At 42.4% G+C, this 16,256-nt stretch carries 10 protein-coding genes and 1 pseudogene; 2 read left to right on the top strand and 9 right to left on the bottom strand.

All coding sequences use genetic code 11. From position 1 onward, the window contains the following. The 4 genes from D8852_RS06225 to D8852_RS06210 form a co-directional block, all read right to left on the bottom strand. On the bottom strand, positions 1-5,568 hold a 5,568-nt coding region (locus D8852_RS06225), incomplete at its 3' end, for an SHIRT domain-containing protein (protein ID WP_125833835.1). A 204-nt stretch (positions 5,569-5,772) separates the two neighbouring features. Beyond that, the gene (locus D8852_RS06220) at positions 5,773-6,588 is read right to left on the bottom strand and encodes an endonuclease/exonuclease/phosphatase family protein (protein ID WP_125425967.1); all 816 of its coding nucleotides are present in this window, start codon (positions 6,586-6,588) and stop codon (positions 5,773-5,775) included. Positions 6,589-6,639: 51 nt separating this feature from the next. Beyond that, on the bottom strand, positions 6,640-8,826 hold the full coding sequence (locus tag D8852_RS06215) for a PTS transporter subunit IIBC (protein ID WP_125425964.1): 2,187 nt from the start codon (positions 8,824-8,826) through the stop codon (positions 6,640-6,642). A gap of 122 nt (positions 8,827-8,948) precedes the next feature. Further along, a complete protein-coding gene (locus D8852_RS06210; protein WP_125425961.1) occupies positions 8,949-9,566 on the bottom strand; it encodes an IS30 family transposase in 618 nt (205 codons plus the stop codon). A gap of 300 nt (positions 9,567-9,866) precedes the next feature. On the opposite strand from D8852_RS06210, the pseudogene D8852_RS06205 reads away from it, so the two are divergent. Further along, positions 9,867-11,145, top strand: a pseudogene (locus D8852_RS06205) (ISL3 family transposase). A 35-nt stretch (positions 11,146-11,180) separates the two neighbouring features. On the opposite strand, the gene der reads toward D8852_RS06205, so the two are convergent. The 5 genes from der to nrdR are packed head-to-tail and all read right to left on the bottom strand — an operon-like array spanning position 11,181 to position 15,749. Further along, the gene (gene der / locus D8852_RS06200) at positions 11,181-12,491 is read right to left on the bottom strand and encodes a ribosome biogenesis GTPase Der (protein WP_009730455.1); all 1,311 of its coding nucleotides are present in this window, start codon (positions 12,489-12,491) and stop codon (positions 11,181-11,183) included. A 13-nt stretch (positions 12,492-12,504) separates the two neighbouring features. After that, the gene (locus D8852_RS06195; protein ID WP_125425958.1) at positions 12,505-13,218 is read right to left on the bottom strand and encodes an NADPH-dependent oxidoreductase; all 714 of its coding nucleotides are present in this window, start codon (positions 13,216-13,218) and stop codon (positions 12,505-12,507) included. Then, a complete protein-coding gene (dnaI, locus tag D8852_RS06190; protein ID WP_125425955.1) occupies positions 13,215-14,111 on the bottom strand; it encodes a primosomal protein DnaI in 897 nt (298 codons plus the stop codon). Before dnaI ends, D8852_RS06195 begins: the two co-directional genes overlap by 4 nt. After that, on the bottom strand, positions 14,112-15,275 hold the full coding sequence (locus D8852_RS06185; RefSeq protein ID WP_125425952.1) for a DnaD domain protein: 1,164 nt from the start codon (positions 15,273-15,275) through the stop codon (positions 14,112-14,114). After that, positions 15,276-15,749, bottom strand: coding sequence for a transcriptional regulator NrdR (gene nrdR, locus D8852_RS06180; protein WP_001203678.1), 474 nt, complete (start codon positions 15,747-15,749; stop codon positions 15,276-15,278). It lies immediately after the preceding gene. A gap of 140 nt (positions 15,750-15,889) precedes the next feature. Here nrdR and D8852_RS06175 point away from each other — a divergent pair, with 140 nt between their 5' ends. Then, a complete protein-coding gene (locus tag D8852_RS06175; protein WP_000119121.1) occupies positions 15,890-16,255 on the top strand; it encodes a GntR family transcriptional regulator in 366 nt (121 codons plus the stop codon). Position 16,256: the final 1 nt, after the last annotated feature.

Here is a 16,256-nt window from a genome sequence, read left to right as displayed (position 1 = left end):
GGAAACAGAGGCACCATTCACATAAGTTGCACTGTCGCTTGGAGTCAAGGCTGCGATGGCTGCTGGAAGAGCTTTACCTGCTGTTGCGCTCTCGAAGCGGTAAGTAGCTTGATACTTGTTAGCTTCAAAGGCCCATTTCCCTACAAACTCTACATTTGCCTTGTTGACAACGGCGCTAGTTACGTCGTAACCTTTGAAGGTCCAAGTACCGTCGTTCACAGTATCTGTGTAAGTGGTTTGGGCTGGTTGTTGAGCGGAAACAGAGGCACCATTCACATAAGTTGCACTGTCACTTGGAGTCAAGGCTGCGATGGCTGCTGGAAGAGCCTTACCTGCTGTTGCGCTCTCGAAGCGGTAAGTAGCTTGGTACTTCTTAGCTTCAAAGGCCCATTTCCCTACAAACTCTACATTTGCCTTGTTGACAACGGCGCTAGTTACGTCGTAACCTTTGAAGGTCCAAGTACCGTCGTTCACAGTATCTGTGTAAGTGGTTTGGGCTGGTTGTTGAGCGGAAACAGAGGCACCATTCACATAAGTTGCACTGTCACTTGGAGTCAAGGCTGCGATGGCTGCTGGAAGAGATTTCCCTGCTGTCTCGCTCTCGAAGCGGTAAGTTAATTGGTACTTGTTGGCTTCAAAGGACCATTTCCCTACAAACTCAACATCGGACTTGTTGACCACAGTGCTGGCTGCGTCGTAACCCTTGAAGGTCCATGTGCCGTCGTTCACATCATCTTTGTAAGTGGTTTGGGCTGGTTGCTGAGCTGAAACAGAGGCACCATTCACATAAGTTGCACTGTCACTTGGAGTCAATGCTGTTATGGCTGCTGGAAGAGTCTTACCTGCTGTCTCACTCTCGAAGCGGTAAGTAACTTGATACTTGTTAGCTTCAAAGGTCCATTTTCCTACAAACTCCACATTTGCCTTATTGACAACGGCGCTAGCTGCGTCGTAGCCCTTGAAGGTCCATGTGCCATCGTTCACACTATCTGTGTATGTGGTTTGGGATGGTTGTTGAGCGGAAACAGAGGCACCATTCACATAAGTTGCACTGTCGCTTGGAAGCAGCGTTGCGATACCTGCTGGAAGTTGCTTACCTGCTGTTGCACTTGCGAAACTGTAAGTAGCTTGGTACTTGTTAGCTTCAAAGGTCCATTTTCCTACAAACTCCACATTTGCCTTGTTCACGACTGCATTGGCTGCGTCGTAACCCTTGAAGGTCCATGTGCCGTCGTTCACATCATCTTTGTAAGTGATTTCCGCTGGTTGTTGAGCGGAAACAGAGTTACCATTCTCATAAGTTGCACTGTCACTTGGAGTCAATGCTGTTATGGCTGCTGGAAGAGTCTTACCTGCTGTCTCACTCTCGAAGCGGTAAGTAACTTGATACTTGTTAGCTTCAAAGGTCCATTTTCCTACAAACTCCACATTTGCCTTATTGACAACGGCGCTAGCTGCGTCGTAGCCCTTGAAGGTCCAAGTGCCGTCGTTCACACTATCTGTGTATGTGGTTTGGGATGGTTGTTGAGCGGAAACAGAGGCACCATTCACATAAGTTGCACTGTCGCTTGGAAGCAGCGTTGCGATACCTGCTGGAAGTTGCTTACCTGCTGTTGCACTTGCGAAACTGTAAGTAGCTTGGTACTTGTTAGCTTCAAAGGACCATTTTCCTACAAACTCCACATTTGCCTTGTTCACGACTGCATTGGCTGCGTCGTAACCCTTGAAGGTCCATGTGCCGTCGTTCACATCATCTTTGTAAGTGATTTCCGCTGGTTGTTGAGCGGAAACAGAGTTACCATTCTCATAAGTTGCACTGTCGCTTGGGGTCCAACCTGTGATTTCCGCTGGAAGAACCTTACCTGCTGTTGCGCTCTCGAAGCGATAAGTAGCTTGGTACTTGTTAGCTTCAAACTTCCACTTACCTGTGAAAGTCAAATCAGCTTTTTTCACAAACTTACTTTTGGCATCGTAACCAAGGAAAGTCCAGGTACCATCGTTCACATCATCTTTGTAAGTCTTTGTTGTCGGCTCTTCTGGTACAACTTTTTGCGTGTTGTAATAGCTTGAGCTGTCTTTTGGTGCTTTCTTCTGGATAAATTCAGGCAAATCAACACCAGCCGTAATGCTTACAAAAGTATAGCTTACATGATGCGGTCTAGGCGTTACTTCCCAGATACCTGTAAATGTCACACGCTTGCCATTATAGGTCGCATTCTTCTGATCATAACCTTTGAAGGTCCAGACATAGTCTTTTTCTTCTTCAACTACTGATTCTTCAGCAGGTTGTTTGGCTACAATAGTGTCACCAACCTTATAAGAAGCCTCATCATTTGGAAGCATTCCCAAAATACTTTGTGGCAATGGAACACGTGCGTCAGAAGATTTGAATACATATTCTGGATTTGGAGTAGGTACCCAGCTTCCAAGGAAAGTCTGTCTGCCTTCTGCTACAACGATTTTTTCTTTATCGTATCCTGCAAATGTCCAAGTCACTTTATTTGCTGTATCAACATAAGTCGTTTCACTTGGTTGTTCAGCCAGAATTTCCTTAGGATATAACTTGTAATCATAAGGATTTTTCGGAGTCAACTTGGTGATATGATCTGGTAATACGAAAGCAGGATTAGTTGATTGGAACTGATAGTCTACACCATTTGGCGTAAAGCTCCAAGTTCCTGTGATGGTCTTCACTTTCGTACCTGCAATAGCTTTTCCGTATTTATCCGCATCAAAACCATGGAAGGTCCAAGTACCTGTCGGAACAGTTACTGTGGTTGTGTCAAGTTTGCTTGCATCTTTGTAATCGTCAGCTCGTGCAACGAAATCAGTGCCAGCTGGAAGCATATCGCGAATCTTATTTGGAAGAGGATAAGCAGGAGTCGAGTTAGTAAATTTATACTCTAATCTGTAGATCGTATCAGTCTGATCAGTCGGAACTAAGATCCATTTTCCTTTGAAGAGGACGTCTGCGTTCTCGACTGTTTTCACACGTGGAGAAATAGTCGTATTATCATCTTCATAGTAGTCATCAAAGACCCAAGTTCCTCTGCCATCAGGATCCTCAAATCTTGTTTTAGATGGCATTTTAACGCGAGCTTTTTCACCCTTGACAAATTCTCTTTCGTAAGTGATTAGATTATACAAAGTTGATGGCGGATAGATCGTTTGACCAGAATCATCTTTTGAATCTGTATAGAAGTCATAGTAAACACTATGCTTGGTCGGTAAAAATTTCCAATGAACCGTGTAGGTAGAATCCTCATCGTCAGCTGGTTTCTCAACTTCCTCCTCTCGCTGAGGAATCTGCTGAGCAACCCATGTACCATCATTTTCATTATCGACGTATGAACTGAGATATTGAATTTCATTAAAGACATTGGCAGAATAATCTGATGGAGAAGTCGTGATAGGAGCAGGGATTTGGGCCTTCAAATCATCAGGAATGGTCTTCCCTGGAGTATCACTCACAAAGTCAAAGGAAACTGTCTTATCTCTGTGTGGTGTGAAGGACCAGCTACCTGTAAAGAGGACGCCAGCTTTATTGACTACCTTTTTATCCTTGTCATAGCCTTCAAATTTCCAAGTACCTTTATTCTCAAAGTCTATGTAAGTCGTCTTCTCAGGTTTTTTTGCCTGAACAGTAGCACCATCAACATATGTCTCTGTGCTGATTGGCGGGAAGGTTCTGAGTCCATCTGGTAGAGCTAGGCTAGGGTCTTTGCTGACATACTCATAGTTTTCTGGGTACTTTTTCTCTTCAAATGTCCAAGTACCTGTGAACTTGAGATTCCATCCATCGTGCTCCCAGTCGCTCACTGGTTTTTTAGTAAAATCGTAGCCTTTAAAGTGCCAAGTCCCCTTCTTGTCCTTATCTTCATAGGTTTCTTGAATTGGTCTAACAGACTGAACTATATCCTTGCCTTTCGGGTATTTCTTTCTATCTGCATACGCCCACTCATCCATATAAACAGGCTTCAGATTATTGATCTCAGCAGGTAGTTCTTTGCCAGCCGTTCCACTGACAAACTCATAAGTCGGTTTCCGAGGAACTGGTGTAAATTTAAACATCAATGGTATTGTAACTTTTGGTATTTCCCCATATGTAGCCGCCCGCTCTAGTTCACGACTGAAGGTTAAATCTACTACATCTTCCTCAAAGGTCCAATTTCCTTCATTTTCCGCATCATAAAAGGGTTTGTAGACACCTTGAACTTCATCGTAGCGAAGCAAGGCTGCTCGCGTATCCAGTATATCTTTAGGTAAATACTCATCACGTTTATCAAACTGATTGAGAGAAAGCTTGTAATCGTATAGCTTACTTTCTAGATCTTTTATCTCCTTAGGAAGAGGTAATTTATATTCGTCACGTGAGGTCTTAGGACTACTTGGTAAATGATAAAAATTATCAAAATCGTGCTGGTTCATAGGCTTGTAGGATACAGTGACATCCTCAAAGTATTTCCAAGTTCCTACGAACTCTACATCGCCATTGTTTGCCACTTTACTTGGAGCATCAAAGCCAGTCAAAGCCCAATAGCCTTTTCGGTTAGGATATTCTTCTGAAGTATAAAAAACATAGTGAAATTCTTGTGCTTTTACTACTTCACCCTCAGCAAATCTTCTTTTATCTTCTGGGCTCCAATTTGCAACATAAGATGGCGGAGTTTTCCCAGGTGAGCCATTAACTGCTCTATAGGTAGCCTTGTATGGTGTTGGTGTATATTCCCACTTACCTGTGAAGAAAACATCATCTTTGTCAATCACCTGACTATCATGGTCATAGCCCTTAAAGGTCCATCTACCACTTCCATCATACTCTACATAAGTTGTTTCAGTTGGCTGGATGGCCTTTACTTTATCGCCCTTTTTGTAGATTTTTGTGTCTTCTGGCTTCAAGTAGTTCAGAGTAAGCGGAGTTGTTTTTCCTGGTGTAGCACTTTCAAACTCATAAAGTGCCGAGCGAGGAGTTTTATCCTGATCTGGGATGAACTTCGGATTTTTATCACGAAGACCAGAATTAACAAAAGTCACTAAATTGCGATAAACTTTATCAATTTCTTCTTGCTTTGTTGCAGTTTGAAGCACACCATCAGCAGCCGTCATTACGCCATTCAAGATTTCTAGACTATCGTCTGTCTTACTTGAAAAGTCCTTGCTGCGCAAGTTTTTGAGGTAGTTCTCTAAAGTGCTCTTGTTTAGACTAGCATTTACTGATGCTGGTTGAGCAGTGGCTGCAGCTGGCTGGCTAGCTCCTGTAGCTGCCTGAGCATTTTTAAAAGCAGTCGAATCTGTTGCTTGACTTGTCTCTGTCGCAGCAGGTGCAGCAGACTTCAAAGCAACTTGGCTTTCTTTCTGGGATTCTGCTTGCTCTGTTGCAGAAGAGCCCACCGAGACCTGATTCTCTGCCTTATTCTCCACTTGTTCAGTAGTCGTAAGCTCATCCGCTTGAGCTACTTGAGCGGCTCCAATAGCCGCAGGTGCAAACAAAAATCCAATCGCAAGTGACACAGTAGCAACTGACAATTTGCGGATTGAATATTTTATCTTTCTATCCTGAAAAAACATTCCAGTCCTCCTTTTATTTCATCACTTCCATTTTATCATAAATAGTTGATATTATCGATTTTTTTGACCGTAAATTTTTAAAAATTTATTTGTGGATATTTTCTCATAATATACAAATATACAAAAAAACTCCTTCTCCAAAATAGTAATTATAGGGATTTTTGTAAAAAAATGAAAGGAATCCCTCCCTTTCATTTTTTGCTTTTATTTCCAATTTAATACCGCGTTCAAACCATAGTGGTCACTGACTTGCGGACTATTCTGACCATCAAAAACTACATGCAAGCTTTCTACTTCTAACTCTTTCGTTGTAAAGACATAGTCAATTCGAAGCGGTTCGGCATTGCCTTTCCAACCATCAATTTCTGGTGGAACGGTATAGCTACCGCTTCTCTCCTTAGCAACTTCAAAAGCATCTTGTAACTCTAGTGGACTAGCTAAAATCGCTTGGTAGCCTTCCTGACCAGCTGGGTTATTGAAATCACCTGCTAAAATCAGAGGTTTGTTCAAAACTTTCAGCACAGCCTCAAATCGTGCCCATTCTTCCTGGAAACCTTTATCCCACCAAGAGAGATGGACGCTTGCAAGAGCAAGTTCCTTGCCTTCAACCACTGTCTCTGCCAAGGCGACACGGCGAGTATGGTAGTCCGTTGGGTCATCTACATCAGACACTAAAATTTCACGCGCCTTAATAGGCGTTTTAGATAAGATCGCCACACCTTCATGATAGCGGTCATAGCCGATATGATTGTAAGCCCAAGTCCAGTAGTAATTCTTCCCTTTCTCAGACAATTTTTCAACTAAAAGTCTCACATAGTGGTCTTGATGAATGGGTTCTGCCGCTGGTAAAGCTTGATAAAGATGATCAACCTCTACCTCAGGCGAAGTAATTTCTTGATTGATTTCTTGGAAGCAAATCAAATCATAGTCTTTTTCAAGAATATCCTGGAGTAAGAGCTGGAATTTTTCTTCTGCTTCCTTCTCCATCCAACTGTGGGTATTGAGTGTTAAAAATTTCATGCTTTTCTCCTAAAACAAGAGGTTGGAAAACAGCTTCCAACCTCAAGTATATTACAATTCTACTTTAGCAACTGCTGTTTTAGCTGCAAGAGAACCAGTTTGTTCTAATTTAACAGATTTGAGAACATCTCCATTTGTGAAGACAACAACTGTTGAAGTTTCACGACCTGCCGCACGGATAGCATCCAAGTCAGCTGTGACAAGAAGATCACCAGCAGCAACCTTTTGTCCTTCAGAAACGTGAACTGTGAATGGTTTACCTTCAAGGCTTACAGTATCCAAACCGATGTGAACAAGTACTTCAAGACCTGCTTCAGTCACAAGACCAAGAGCGTGTTTTGTTGGGAAGATACTTGATACAGTACCAGAAACTGGAGATACGATATTTCCATTGGCTGGTTCTACTGCAAAACCATCACCCATCATTTTTTGAGCAAAAACTGGGTCTTTCACTTGTTCCAAGGCAATGACTTGACCATCAGCTACTGAGTAAACTTCCTCAGTTACACCCTTGAAATGTACAGTATTTTGTTGAGCTTCCGTCATTTGGCTTGGAAGAGTTTCAGGAATTACTTCACCTGAGTCAAGGATATCTTGGATATCAGATTTCAACACGTCAGCTTTTGGTCCATAGATAGCTTGGACACCTTGTCCTTTCATGACAAGTCCCATAGCTCCTTCTGCTTTCCATTCTTCCTCAGTACCAACGCGATCTGCATCCTTAACAGTTACACGAAGACGAGTCATACATGCATCTACATCTACGATGTTTGCACGACCACCAAGAAGGTTAATGATATTTACAGCTTGAGAAGCAGCGGCAACTTTTGTTTCACCTGAAGCTGCATCTTCTGATGCTCCTTCAGCAGTTTCATAGTTTCCGTTACGTCCTGGAGTTGCGTAGTTGAATTTCTTAATCATGAAGTTCGCGATGAAGTACATGATCACTGCAAAGAGGACAGTTACCCAGATAAAGTTAATAATATCCATACCAAGACCAGCGTTGATAGCTAGCGGAGTACGAGTCAAGAATTCAATTGAACCGAATGAGTGCATACGAAGGTGAACAATATCCGCCATAGCAAAGGCAGCACCTTGAACAAGAGCATACACTAGGTAAAGAGGCGTTGCGATAAACATAAACATATACTCGATAGGTTCAGTAACCCCTGTCAAGAATGTTGCAAGGGCTGTCGCAATCATCATACCCTTGTATTGGTGTTTCTTGTCAGCATCAACATTGCGGTAGATAGCAACGATGACACCCATCAAGATACCGAATGAACCGATCATTTGACCAACTTTGAAACGAGCTGGAGTGATAGTTGTAAGAAGGTGTTGGTATTGGTCAGCATTTGAACCTTTAAGGTTAACAAGGTCTGTCACCCAAGCAAGCCAAAGTGGGTCTTGACCAAATACTTGTGTACCTTTTGCTGCTCCAGTAAGGATTTCGTATGTTCCACCAAGAGCTGTATAGTTCATTGGGATAGTGAGCATGTGGTGAAGACCAAATGGCAAGAGCAAACGTTCCAAGGTACCATACAAGAATGGTGCGAGAATTGGTGCAGTTTCTTGTGAGTTGGCAATCCAAATACCAAAGCTATTGATACCTGTTTGAACTACTGGCCAGAAAGCAGCAAGTGCAATCGCTGCAATTGTTGAACGAAGAATAACGACAAATGGTACAAAACGTTTACCATTAAAGAATGAAAGTGCGTCTGGAAGTTTACGGTAGTTGTAGTATTTGTTATAGGCAGTTGCCCCTACAAAACCTGAGATAATCCCTACGAAGACACCCATGTTAAGGGCTGGTGCTTCAAGAACACTGATAAAGTAATCAGCAACTTTGATTGTTCCACCAAAGAGAGTAGTGACCATAGCCTCAGGGTTTTTCAGCATATCACCTGTAACACCGAAGATAGTACCTGTGATACGGTTAATCAAGATGAAGGCAAGACCAGCAGCAAAAGCACCACCAGCACGCTCTTTAGCCCAGCTGCCTCCGATAGCAAGGGCAAACAAGATATGAAGGTTACCAATAACCCCCCAACCAATTTGCTCAAGGATTCCACCTGTAATCACTAGTGGAGCAAAGTTAGGGTTAATCATGACGAGTGACTTACCGATTGAGATCATCAATCCAGCGGCTGGCATAACAGCGATAACCACCATCAAAGCCTTACCGAATTTCTGCCAAAACTCGAAAGACAAGACATTTTTGAATGTAGCTTTCATCATTCAAATCTCCTTTATTTTATTTAGGCAAACGTTTTACGAAAACGTTTGCACTTGTTTATAATTTAATTATACCACTTTATTTTTTTTTGTAAAGGCTTTTATAAAAAAATTTTCCGTTTTTCTTAAATTTTTATACAAGCGCTAAATTTCAAGTTCAAGTTAGCCAGCAAGCAGTCTTCTCTGGGCGACTTGTAGTCCAAGCATTTTTTAGGATAGTTATTGATCCAGTTTTCGATGGAGGCGACTTCTTTGGAAGTCGTTTTCTTGGTTCCTTTAGGTAACCATCTACGAATGAGCCTGTTGTGATTCTCATTGGTTCCCCTTTCCCAAGAGGCATAGGGGTGGGCATAGTAGATATGTTCCTTAGAAAACACATCAGATAAGCGGTTGAATTCGGCTCCATTATCTGCCGTGATGGAAAGAATCTTGTGTTGTCTTAAGATAAGTTTTAGAGCCTGATTGACAGACTCAGCGATTTTATTTGGAATTGATCGAATGATTTGGTGTCTGCTCCTTTGATCCGTCAAGGCCAGTAGACAGTAGTTTTTCGCTTTGAAACGTCCCTTTCCAATACATTGTAGGACTGTACCACGCTTGATTTCATTGTGGATGGTCTGAGGAGCTTTTCCAAGTAGAGAGGCGATTTCTCTATTTGATTTCTCTTCTAATTTCCATCGTTCGATTAAGCGACGACTATGGATTGTCAAGTGTTTAGCTTTTGTAGTATAGTTGATTTGCATCTCTGTGCCTTTCTTGTGTTTGTGGTGAACAACAAGTCTAACACAGAGGTGTTTTCTTATGCCTATAACTAGATTTCATTTGACAACATTGACTAGTTGAACCAGCTCATTTTTAGGAAAGTTGGCTGGCTAACTTCATTATAGAACTTTCAATTTTTATACAAGCGCTAAAAGAAGAAGCTCTATAATATTTGTAGTGGGTAACCCCCTATAGATATTATGGAGCCTATTTTGTTGTAGAAAAAAAGTCCCATAAGATCTATAATGAAAAGCGACCAAACCATCATTAGAAAGAATCATATGGAACTATTACATTTTATCACAAAACTACTCGATATTAAAGACCCTAATATCCAGATTCTAGATATCATCAATAAGGATACTCACAAGGAAATCATCGCTAAACTGGACTATGACGCCCCATCTTGTCCTGATTGCGGAAGTCAAATGAGGAAATATGACTTCCAAAAACCTTCTAAGATTCCTTACCTTGAAATAACTGGTATGCCTACTAGAATTATCCTTAAAAAGCGTCGTTTCAAGTGCTATCATTGCACGAAAATGGCGGTGGCTGAGACTTCCCTCGTCAAGAAAAAGCACCAAATCCCTCGTATTATCAACCAAAAAATTGCTCAAAAGTTGATTGAAAAGACGTCTATGACCGATATTGCTTATTCAGCTGGCCATTTCAACTTCAACTGTCATTCGCAAGCTCAATGACTTCCGTTTTAAACATGATTTTTCTCGTCTTCCAGAGATTATGTCTTGGGATGTTGAAACAGTCAGGGGAGTGACTGTTTCAATCGGGAGATGAAGATGAGTTTCATTGCGCAAGATTTTGACAAGCTCAATATCATCACTGTCCTTGAGGGAAGAACACAAGCTGTCATCCGAAATCACTTTCTGCGCTACGATAGAGCTATTCGCTGTCAGGTAAAAATTATTACTATGGATATGTTTAGTCCTTACTATGACTTGGCTAAACACCTTTTTCCATGTGCTAAAATCGTTCTAGATCGCTTTCACATCGTTCAACATCTTAGCCGTACTATGAATCGCCTTCGCATCCAAATCATGAATCAATTTGAACGAAAATCCCATGAATACAAGGCTATCAAACGTTACTGGAAGCTCATTCAACAAGATAGCCGTAAACTCAGCGATAAGAGATTTTATCGCCCTACTTTTCGTATGCACTTAACGAATAGAGAAATTCTAGACAAGCTTTTGAGCTATTCCGAAGACTTAAAACACCACTATAATCTCTATCAGCTCTTGCTTTTTCACTTTCAGAATAAGGAACCGAAGAAATTTTTCGGACTCATTGAGGACAACCTAAAGCTGGTTCATCCTCTTTTTCAGACTGTCTTACAAACCTTTCTCAAGGACAAAGAGAAAATCGTCAACGCCCTTCAGTTACCTTATTCCAACGCAAAATTGGAAGCAACGAATAATCTTATTAAACTCATTAAACGAAATGCCTTTGGTTTTCGGAACTTTGAAAACTTCAAAAAAAAGGATTTTCATCGCTCTCAACATCAAAAAAGAAAGGACGAAATTCGTCCTTTCTCGATCTTAGCTGACTTCAACCCACTACAGTTGACAAAGAGCCGTTTATTTCCGCTTTCTCGCAATCAAGTGAATCGGTGTTCCCTCAAAGACAAAGGCCTTGCGGATTTGATTTTCCAAAAAACGCAGGTAAGAGAAGTGCATGAGTTCTTCTTCGTTAACAAAGATGACAAAGGTTGGTGGTTTGGTTGCCACTTGGGTTGCGTAGAAGATTTTGAGTCGTTTCCCTTTGTCTGTCGGTGTTGGATTGATAGCAATGGCATCCATGATAACATCGTTCAAGACAGCTGATGGGATACGGGTGTTTTGGCTTTCACTGATTTGCTTAATCATCTCAGGCAGTTTGTGGAGACGTTGCTTGGTCAAAGCTGAAACAAAGACAATCGGTGCGTAAGGCAGGTATTGGAACTGCTCACGGATGTCTTCTTCCCAGTTCTTCATGGTATGGTTGTCTTTCTCAAGTGTATCCCACTTGTTGACCACGATAATCATTCCTTTACCTGCTTCGTGGGCGAAACCTGCGATACGCTTGTCATACTCGCGAATACCTTCTTCTGCATTGAGCACCATCAAAACCACGTCAGAACGGTCAATAGCACGCATGGCACGCATGACAGAGTACTTCTCCGTATTTTCATAGACTTTACCAGACTTACGCATACCAGCTGTGTCAATCATGGTAAACTCTTGGCCATCCGCATCTGTAAAATGGGTATCAATGGCATCACGAGTTGTACCAGCAACGGGACTAGCAATCACACGGTCTTCTCCCAAAATAGCGTTGATCAAACTTGATTTTCCAACGTTAGGACGGCCAATCAAGCTAAATTTGATCACGTCTGGATTTTCTTCTTCAACTTCGTGTGGAAGATTTTCCACGATGGCATCCAGCACATCCCCTGTCCCGATACCGTGGACAGACGAAATTGGCAACGGTTCGCCCAAGCCTAGTGCATAGAAATCAAAGATATCATTTCGCATTTCAGGGTTGTCAACCTTGTTAACAGCAAGGATAACAGGTTTATGGGTTTTATAAAGTTTACGGGCTACGTACTCGTCCGCATCTGTGATCCCTTCTTTCCCAGACACCACAAAGACGATGACATCGGCTTCTTCCATGGCAATTTCTGCTTGGTGCTTGATTTGCTCCATAAAGGGAGCATCGACATCGTCAATCCCTCCCGTATCAATCATACTAAAGGAACGATTGAGCCACTCACCCGTTGCATAGATACGGTCACGTGTCACACCCTCGACATCTTCTACGATTGAAATTCGCTCACCAGCGATCCGATTAAATAGGGTTGATTTCCCAACATTGGGACGTCCCACAATGGCAATAGTTGGTAAGGCCATGTTTTCTCACTTTCTACAATAACTTTTTCTGTTCTAGATTCTTCCGAGTTGAACTAGGTTCGGCTTGACCAAACTGCTCTGCCAAACGTTGACTCCAAGAGGTCGTCGCACGCGCACCAGCATAGTCTGCCTGTACTTTGTCATAGTCCAAAATCGCCGCTACTGGCTGTTCTTGGTATTCCTCTTCAAATACCACTTGGTTCAAAGGCAGTCTTGGTTTGACATCGTGTTGTTGATCTGGCACGCCAAGGGCAATCCCAAAAACAGGGTAGGTATAGTCAGGCAGGTTAAAAAGCTCTGCCACTTCTTCTGACTTGTAACGGACCAAACCGATGATAACACCACCATATCCCAGACTCTCTGCTGCAAGCAAGGTATTTTGCCCCGCAAGCGCAGCGTCAACAGACGTGATAAGGAGACCTTCCACTCCTTGAGGTTGGAAAGTGTCCGTATGAAGGCTTGCTCCCTTTTCAGCTCGGTTCAAGTCACCGACAAAAAGCAAAAAGGCAGCTGACTGGCGAATGGCTTCCTGGGGAACCAGTTCATAAAGAGCATCTTTCTTCTCTTGACTACGTACAAGAATCACAGAGTAGGATTGGAAATTTTTCCAAGATGACGCCATTTGTCCAGCAGTCAAAATCTCGTCCAAGTCTGCTTGAGGAATCTCTTGTTCCTTAAAACGACGAACTGAAGTATGAGCTTTCATCAGTTTAATGGTTTCTATCATCGGCGATTTTCTCCTTCTAGTCTCGTTTCCTCAGCCAAATAACGGATTCGTTCCATGACCCGTCTAGCTTCCCAAGTCTCGTCATTTCCATTCTTTCCTTTGGCAAAATGTTTTTCCAAATCTTGGAAATTAAAGTTGGAAGTAAAGAAGGTCGGCAAATCTTCCTGCATGCGGTACTGGAGAATAACTTGGAGAATCTCATCACGTACCCAAGGAGTCGACTGCTCTGCACCAATATCATCCAAGACCAAGACCTCTGCTAATTTGATCTCATCCACCAAGGTCTTCACAGTTCCTTCACCGATAGCATTTTTCACATCAATGACAAAACTTGGATAGTGAAGAATGGTTGTTGAAGCACCACGTTTTTCAGATAGGTCATGGGCCAGGGCCGCCATCATGAAGCTCTTACCGACACCAAAATCTCCATAAAGATAGAGACCTTTTCGGATACTTGGGTAAAGGTCAACAAAAGAATAGAGTCTCTCAAAAATCGGCAACCGTCCTAGATCATCCAGGTCAATCTGAGCCAACTTCGCTTTCTTGAGACTTGCTGGTAGATTGATCAACTTGAGACGATTCTTAATTGCAGCCTCTTTTTCAGCCGCGATTAGTTCTGGTGTTTCTTCATAAGACACATCCGCATAACCGTGATTCATGACCAAGATAGGCTTGTAGCCACGCGCTATATAGTCCGCATCCCCACGAAGAAACTTGTCCCGTTCTGTGATGTATTGATTGAACTTGGAGATGCTACGATTTAACTCCTCTGGACTGAGGGATTCTTTCTGGATAAAAGCCGCTACATCTGGGTCTTTCATAATCTGCTGGACTAGGTCCTGATACTGAAAACGACTTGTCTGACGTTTGATAACGTCACCCACACTTTCCATCTAGTCTCCTCCTTCTTCTAATCGGGCTAACATTTCTTGTTTTTTGCGTTCTAGTTCCAGACGAGTTTCCTCGCTGGTTTGATTTTTATATTCTGGATTACTCCACTTGGGAACATTGGTCTTAGTCGAGCTAGTTTTCGATTTTTGGTCTTCTTGCCCTTTTTGCTGGTGTTCTCGAATCCGAAGCACGGCTTCCTCAGCTGTCCGAATCTTGCGATAGGCATAGTCGTTGGCGACTTTCATAGCATATTTTTCATTAACATTAGCCGAATCAACCTTGTTAAAGGTTAAAAGCAAGACGATATTGATGACTTCGTCCAACAAGCCTAAAGACGCCATCTGGTGAAGGAGTTCTCTTTCACTTTGGGTGATGTTTCCCTTACGTGTTTGCTTGATTTCGGCTAGAAACTGAAGGGGAGTTTTGTTTTTGGCTTCCCTTATAATGGTCATTTCTTTGGGACTAAAGTCAGAAGAAACCTGCTTTTGCGCTATCTTTTCACGCATTCGTTTGACTGAGATGACTTGAGCCACCGCTGTCGCCTTGGCTAATTGATAGGTTTCAAACCAAGTCCATTTTTTTTCATCTGCAATGGCAAACAATTCCAAAACATCTGCCTGCTCATTTTCAAAACGCAAGCCATCTCGAGCCATCAGGCGCTGGAAATGTTCCAAGTCAAAATCATTTTTCATCTTGATTTTTGACTCGATTGGTGTCACTTCTTCAGTCAGGGTTGGAAAGACTTGACTCAAAGAAACCGAGAGTACTTCTCCCTCACTTGGAACCTGCTTCATGGCAGAAACAGCTGTATCACCTATCTTTTTCTCCAAAAGTCTACTATAGACAGAATGACTTAGGAATTCCTGACTGGAAAGGGGAGAATGAAGCTGCAATTCATAGGCCTCTCCCTTTTGATAAAGGGTTAACAAGTCCACAGCAGATAAGATTTTAAAAGACTGGAGGAGCGTATTCATCCCGAAGTTCAAATGATTAAGAATGTTGGCAAAAAGGTATTCCTTTTGCCCTCCATCCCAAAAGGTAATGGCATATAGATAGAGGCTCAGCGCCTCCTGACCGATAATCGGGAGGTAGCACTGCACCAGAGAAGAGGTATCTTGCGACACCCGATTATTCTTTAGAAAAGAAAAACGGTCATTTGGCTTCATTTACTTTTCCTTTTTCTTCTTAGAGGACTGGGTGATCTGCTGGAGCAGACTCTCCAACTCACTCACATCCTTAAAGCTACGGTAAACACTGGCAAAACGAACATAGGTAATCTCATCCAGCTCCGCCAATTCTTCCATGACTAAAGAACCAATATATTCACTTTGGATCTCATTCTCACTGCGACTGCGGAGTTTTTGCTCGATACGATTGACCACCATGTTGATTTCATCACTTGACACAGGGCGCTTCTGGGCTGAGCGGATAATCCCATTAAAGATTTTATCTCTCGAAAACTGCTCTCGTGTACCGTCTTTTTTGACGACAACCAGCGTTCTTTCTTCTACTCTTTCATAGGTTGTAAAACGATGCTGACACTCGTCGCACTCACGTCTTCGACGGATGGTATTTCCTTCTTCGGCTTGTCGACTATCAACAACACTAGACTTGGTAGCCCCACATTTTGGACAACGCATGCATTTCCCTCCTTGTCGTTTTCTTTTCATTATACCATTTTTTGAGCAATTCCCAAAACAATTCTTATTTTTACTTGACAAGTTTTTTGTTTTATTGTATTATTTAATTAGAACAATAAAGACATAGAAAGGAGACTATGATGTCCTGGTCATTTGATAATACAAAACCGATTTATTTACAGATTATGGAAAAAATCAAACTACAGATTGTTTCCCATGAACTGGAACCCAACCAACAGCTCCCAACCGTAAGGGAACTAGCGAGCGAGGCTGGGGTCAATCCCAACACAATTCAGCGTGCCTTGTCTGATCTTGAGCGCGAGGGCTTCGTTTATAGCAAGAGGACTACTGGTCGTTTTGTCACTGAGGACTTAGATCTCATCGTTCAGTCCCGCAAACAGCTTTCTGAGGAGCAACTGAAAAACTTTGTAACGGGCATGCTTCAATTCGGCTATCAAAAAGAAGAACTGCCAAGTGTGCTTAGCGAATACATCAAAGGAGTGTAAA

Origin of the sequence: Streptococcus mitis, assembly GCF_003942695.1 — a bacterium.
In the GTDB taxonomy this organism is placed as follows: Bacteria; Bacillota; Bacilli; order Lactobacillales; family Streptococcaceae; genus Streptococcus; species Streptococcus mitis_BD.
The sequence above is the reverse complement of the archived record's forward strand: the minus strand, read 5'-3'. Positions and strand labels throughout refer to the sequence as shown.

Coding starts and splice junctions, on each gene's coding strand:
- D8852_RS06195 (WP_125425958.1), bottom strand. CDS start 13,218: ATGATAGAAACCATTAAACTGATGAAAGCTCATACTTCAGTTCGTCGT.
- dnaI (WP_125425955.1), bottom strand. CDS start 14,111: ATGGAAAGTGTGGGTGACGTTATCAAACGTCAGACAAGTCGTTTTCAG.
- nrdR (WP_001203678.1), bottom strand. CDS start 15,749: ATGCGTTGTCCAAAATGTGGGGCTACCAAGTCTAGTGTTGTTGATAGT.
- der (WP_009730455.1), bottom strand. CDS start 12,491: ATGGCCTTACCAACTATTGCCATTGTGGGACGTCCCAATGTTGGGAAA.
- D8852_RS06175 (WP_000119121.1), top strand. CDS start 15,890: ATGTCCTGGTCATTTGATAATACAAAACCGATTTATTTACAGATTATG.
- D8852_RS06215 (WP_125425964.1), bottom strand. CDS start 8,826: ATGATGAAAGCTACATTCAAAAATGTCTTGTCTTTCGAGTTTTGGCAG.
- D8852_RS06220 (WP_125425967.1), bottom strand. CDS start 6,588: ATGAAATTTTTAACACTCAATACCCACAGTTGGATGGAGAAGGAAGCA.
- D8852_RS06210 (WP_125425961.1), bottom strand. CDS start 9,566: ATGCAAATCAACTATACTACAAAAGCTAAACACTTGACAATCCATAGT.
- D8852_RS06185 (WP_125425952.1), bottom strand. CDS start 15,275: ATGAAGCCAAATGACCGTTTTTCTTTTCTAAAGAATAATCGGGTGTCG.